General features: G+C 73.4%; 5 protein-coding genes and 1 tRNA gene. 3 read left to right on the plus strand and 3 right to left on the minus strand.

All coding sequences use genetic code 11. The annotated features are described in order from the left end of the window. Window positions 1–1,377: DUF6311 domain-containing protein (locus NCC78_RS27780; protein ID WP_250798193.1), on the minus strand; the 1,377-nt coding region annotated here is incomplete at its 3' end. Window positions 1,378–1,479: 102 nt separating this feature from the next. Here NCC78_RS27780 and NCC78_RS27785 point away from each other — a divergent pair. The 3 genes from NCC78_RS27785 to NCC78_RS27795 all read left to right on the plus strand — a co-directional run bounded on the left by NCC78_RS27785 (window position 1,480) and on the right by NCC78_RS27795 (window position 2,923). Further along, window positions 1,480–1,563, plus strand: a tRNA-Leu gene (locus NCC78_RS27785). A 107-nt stretch (window positions 1,564–1,670) separates the two neighbouring features. After that, on the plus strand, window positions 1,671–2,486 hold the full coding sequence (locus NCC78_RS27790) for a Bax inhibitor-1/YccA family protein (RefSeq protein ID WP_250798195.1): 816 nt from the start codon (window positions 1,671–1,673) through the stop codon (window positions 2,484–2,486). A gap of 116 nt (window positions 2,487–2,602) precedes the next feature. Continuing rightward, window positions 2,603–2,923, plus strand: coding sequence for a hypothetical protein (locus NCC78_RS27795; protein ID WP_250798196.1), 321 nt, complete (start codon window positions 2,603–2,605; stop codon window positions 2,921–2,923). 6 nt (window positions 2,924–2,929) lie between these two features. On the opposite strand, the gene NCC78_RS27800 is transcribed toward NCC78_RS27795, so the two are convergent. Then, a complete protein-coding gene (locus NCC78_RS27800; RefSeq protein ID WP_250798206.1) occupies window positions 2,930–4,192 on the minus strand; it encodes an acetyl-CoA C-acetyltransferase in 1,263 nt (420 codons plus the stop codon). 124 nt (window positions 4,193–4,316) lie between these two features. Continuing rightward, on the minus strand, window positions 4,317–4,664 hold a 348-nt coding region (locus NCC78_RS27805; RefSeq protein WP_504921107.1), incomplete at its 5' end, for an SGNH/GDSL hydrolase family protein.

Genomic DNA, 4,664 nt, shown 5'->3' on the forward strand with positions numbered 1-4,664 from the left:
CGGCAGGAGCGGCAGCAGCGCCACCCCGACGGCCGCCGGCACCAGCCGGCGGGCCCGGCCGGTGCCGCGCAGCGCCCGGTCGACCGCCAGCGCCAGCAGCGTGCCGACCAACGGCAGCACCGCGAGGGCGAAGCGCATCGGCAGCGCGCCGTCCACCACGGGCAGCCCACTGATCAGGGCGTACGGCCCCGGTAGGGCGGTGGGCTCGCCGTCGAGCACCAGCCGGGGGCCGAGCGACAGTCCCCCCGTCACCAGGATCCCGACCACGCACGCGACGGCCAGCGGGCGGCGGCCCAGCGAGATCGCGCAGGCGGCGGTGACCAGCAGCAGCGGCCAGCCGAGGAAGGTGTTGTACTCCGCCGGCCCGGTGGTCAGCCGCGCGACGTGGTCGCTGCCGAGGACGGAGAGCGGTGAGACGGCCCACCAGCTGCGCAGGTCCGCCGAGAAGTAGTGCGGGCTGAACATCCCGTCGGCGACGCCCTGCGGGCCGGCGAACTGGAACCACAGTGGCCAGCCCAGCACGAGCAGGGCCAGCCCGGCGGCGAGCATCATCCCGCCGGCGAATCCGGGCAGCGCGCGCCGGGCCAGGTCCCGGTCCACCGCCGCGTAGGTGAGCGCCATCACCAGCAGCGTGACCGCGCAGAGGAAGAGCACCTCCTCGCCGACGAACAGCTGTGCGGTGACCGCGGCGGCCAGGCCGACCGCCGAGGTGGTCATGCGCCGCCGGTCCGGCCCGTCGCCTAGGGCCGGGTCGGCGGCGCGCAGCAACCGGACCACCAGCCAGACGATCAGCGGAACCAGCCACTGGGCGGTCATGTGCAGGTGGCTGTTGGTCTGCGAGACCATTCCCGGCCCGAAGCCGCAGAGCGCCGCGCCCAGCACGGCGGCGGCCCGCCGGGCGCCCAGCGTGCGGGTGTAGAGCAGGTACCAGGCGACGGCGGTGCCGGCGAGGTTCGCCCCCGCGAGGAGGGCGAAGGTGACCGGCGCGCCGAGCAGCAGGGTGACCGGGCCGAGGAGCACCCCGAGCGCGATGACCGTGGTGTTGGTCATCAGGTTGACTCCGTCCGGCGCGTTGAGCCGGTCGGTGAGCAGGCCGAAGTCGCCCAGCAGCGCCCGTGCGTCGACGGCGAGGAACCACTCGTAGAGGGCCTGGTCCTCCGGGTTGAGCGCCAGCACCCGGCCGCCCGGGTCGGGCCAGAGGCCCTGGGTCAGCCATCCGGCCAGCACCACGAAGAGCAGCGCGACGGACAGGTCCGCGCGGCGCCGGGTGATCGCGGTCAGCAGGCGGGCCGGCCAGCGCCGGCGCAGCAGCCGGTCGGCGGCACGGACGGCCTCTTCAGGGGCGGCGTCGGGGGCCGTGGGGGCTGCGCTGCTCACGGTCTCGACCCTAGTGCGGGCCGGGCGGCGGGGTACGTCGGGTCACCGCCGACCGGTTACGGTGACACTGCACCACGCGTGTCGGCGCGCCGGTGTTCACCCGCCCGGGTGGTGGAACGGCAGACACGGCCGCCTTAAAAGCGGCTGCCGCAAGGCGTGCGGGTTCGACCCCCGCCCCGGGCACCACACTTTCAGCTGCCACTCAGCTTGGTGATCTCCACAGGGACTGTGCGGGGCGTCTACTCTTGAGGGTGCACGTTCACGTGCAACGACCCCCTGAGGGAGGCCTGACAGTGAAGACTTCGAACCCGGTGCTCGCGCGGCTCGGCCAGGCGGCCGAGCGTGAGCGCTCCGCCGGGTACGCCCCGACCGGGCCGTACGGACAGCCCGGCTATCCCCAGCAGTACCCGACGGAGGCCGGCTACCCGGCCGCTCCGCCGACCGTCAACACCATGTCGATCGACGACGTGGTGGTGAAGACCGTCACGCTCCTCGGCATCCTCGGCATCTCCGCCGCGGCCGCCTGGGTGCTGGTGCCCGACGCGCTGGTCGGCGCCGCGTGGATCGGCGCTGCCGTCGTCGGTCTGGTGCTCGGTCTGATCATCTCGTTCTCCCGGATGGCGAACCCGGCGCTGGTCGTCACGTACGCCGTCGTCGAGGGCGTCTTCGTCGGCATGGTCAGCAAGTTCTTCGAGTCGCTCTACGACGGCATCGTGCTCCAGGCGGTGACCGCCACCTTCGGTGTCTTCCTGCTGATGGGCGTGCTCTACAAGGCGAAGGTGATCCGGGCCACCCCGGTGTTCGTCAAGGGCATGATCGCCGTGATGGCCGGTCTCTTCGCCGTCATGCTGATCAACCTGGTGCTGGCGCTCTTCGGCGTCAACACCGGCCTGCGCGACGGCAGCCCGCTGGCCATCGGCTTCAGCCTGGTCTGCATCGTCGTGGCCTCGCTGAGCTTCGTGCTCAGCTTCAAGGAGGTCGAGGACGGCGTGCGGATGGGCCTGCCCCAGCGCTACTCCTGGGTCGCCGCGTTCGGCATCCTGGTCAGCCTGGTCTGGCTCTACATCGAGATCCTGCGCCTGCTGAGCTACTTCCAGGGCGACGACTGACCTCTCGCCCGCGACTGACCGGCGCCCGTTCCCGCACCGCGGGGACGGGCGCCGTCGTGTCGGCGGCCTTCCCGCCCTGTCCCCGCTCGGCGGGGGCGGCCGTAGACTCGGTGGCGATGAGCGCAGCGGAACTGGACCGGGCGGTGGAGCTGCTGGTCCGTCAGGTGGGGCACTGGCAGCAGCCGCGCTGGGCGGCGAGTGCCGCGGCGGGCAACGCGCCCCGCGCCGACGTGATGCACCGGCTGGTGCAGGAGATCGCGAACCTGGCCGCCGACGCGGAGGGTCAGCCGCGCCGGACGGTCCCCCGGCTCGACAACGACCTCGCCCTGCCCGACCAGCTTCGGGTGGTCACCGCCGACCTGGTCGCCGCCGCCCCGTCGGCCGAGGCGCTGGCCCGGGCCGCCGCCGAGGTGACGGCGACCCGGAGCGCGCTGTAGCGCGGCTCAGCTGAGGCGTTCGAGGACCAGGGCCATGCCCTGGCCGCCACCGACGCACATGGTCTCCAGGCCGATGGACTTGTCGTGCCACTCCAGCGCGTTGAGCAGGGTTCCGGTGATCCGGGCGCCGGTCATGCCGAACGGGTGCCCGACGGCGATCGCGCCACCCATGACGTTCAGCTTCTCCTCCGGGATGCCCAGCTGCCGGTAGGAGGGGATCACCTGGGCGGCGAACGCCTCGTTGATCTCCACCAGGTCGACGTCGTCGATGGTCATGCCGGCCCGCTTCAGCGCCTGCTTCGAGGCCTCCACCGGCCCGAGGCCCATGATCTCGGGGGAGAGTGCGGTCACGCCGGTGGAGACGATCCGGGCCAGCGGGGTGAGCCCGAGGTCCCGTGCCCGCTGGGCGCTCATGATCACCACGGCGGCGGCGCCGTCGTTGAGCGGGCAGCAGTTGCCGGCGGTGATCCGGCCGTCCGGACGGAAAACCGGCTTCAGGCCGGATACCGCCTCCAGCGTGACGCCCGCGCGGGGACCGTCGTCGGTGCTGACCACCGTGCCGTCCGGCGTGGTGACCGGGGTGATCTCCCGGGCCCAGAAGCCGTCCGCGATGGCCTTCTCGGCGAGGTTCTGGCTGCGTACGCCGAACTCGTCCATGTCGGCGCGGGTCACGTCGTGGACCTGGGCCAGGTTCTCCGCGGTCTGCCCCATGGTCAGGTAGATGTCCGGCAGTTCGCCGGCCTCGCGCGGGTCGGTCCAGACCGGCGCGCCGCCCTGGGCGCGGGCCTTGGAACGCGCGGTCGCCTCGGCGAAGCGCGGGTTCTCCCAGCCGCCGCCGACCAGCGCCTGCGCCTCCGGGGGCAGGCCGTCGGAGTTGCCCCGGGCGTACCGGGAGACCATCTCCACGCCGGCGGAGATGAAGACGTCACCCTCGCCGGCCCGGATCGCGTGCAACGCCATCCGGGTGGTCTGCAACGAGGAGGCGCAGTAACGGGTCAGCGTGGCGCCGGGCACGGTGTCCAGGCCCATCAGGGTGGTGACCACCCGGGCCATGTTGAAGCCCTGCTCGCCGCCGGGCAGACCGCAACCCAGGTAGAGGTCGTCGATCTCGGTCGGGTCGAGCTGGGGGATCTTGTCCAGGGCGGCCTGCACGATGGTCGCGGCGAGGTCGTCCGGGCGGACGTCGCGCAGGGACCCCTTGTGCGCCCGGCCGATGGGGGAGCGGGCGGTGGCGACGATGACGGCGTCGCGGGACGACTCAGTCGGCATGAACCAACGTTAACCCGTCGGTAACTTAATCCGGAAGCAGCCCGCCCGCCGGGAAATGTCACCCTCCGCGCGCCCCGGCGCGGGGCGGCGTGCGGGGCGACCGCGTGCGGTGCGACCGCCCGGGTCAGTGGCGGGAGGCGACGGCGGCGGCCGCCGCGACCGCGGGCAGCAGGGCGTGCGCCCAGACCCGGTAGCCGTCGGCGGAGGGGTGGTAGCCGTCGTGGCAGAGCGTCCCGGCGTCGGCCCGGAACACCGGGCCGGTCTCGGCGGCCAGGTCGACGACCGCGCCACCGGCTTCCAGCGCGGCGACCGTCTGGGCGCGGGCGACCCGACGCCCCGACCAGCCGACCAGTTGCCGCAGCGGCGGGGCGATCGCGCGGACCGCGCCGAGGTCGGGACAGGTGCCGACGACCACCTCCACCCGGGCCTCGCGGAGCCGGTGCACGGCCGCCCCCAGGTAGGCGGCGGCGTC

This window comes from Micromonospora phytophila, assembly GCF_023656545.1.
Classification (GTDB): domain Bacteria; phylum Actinomycetota; class Actinomycetes; order Mycobacteriales; family Micromonosporaceae; genus Micromonospora; species Micromonospora phytophila.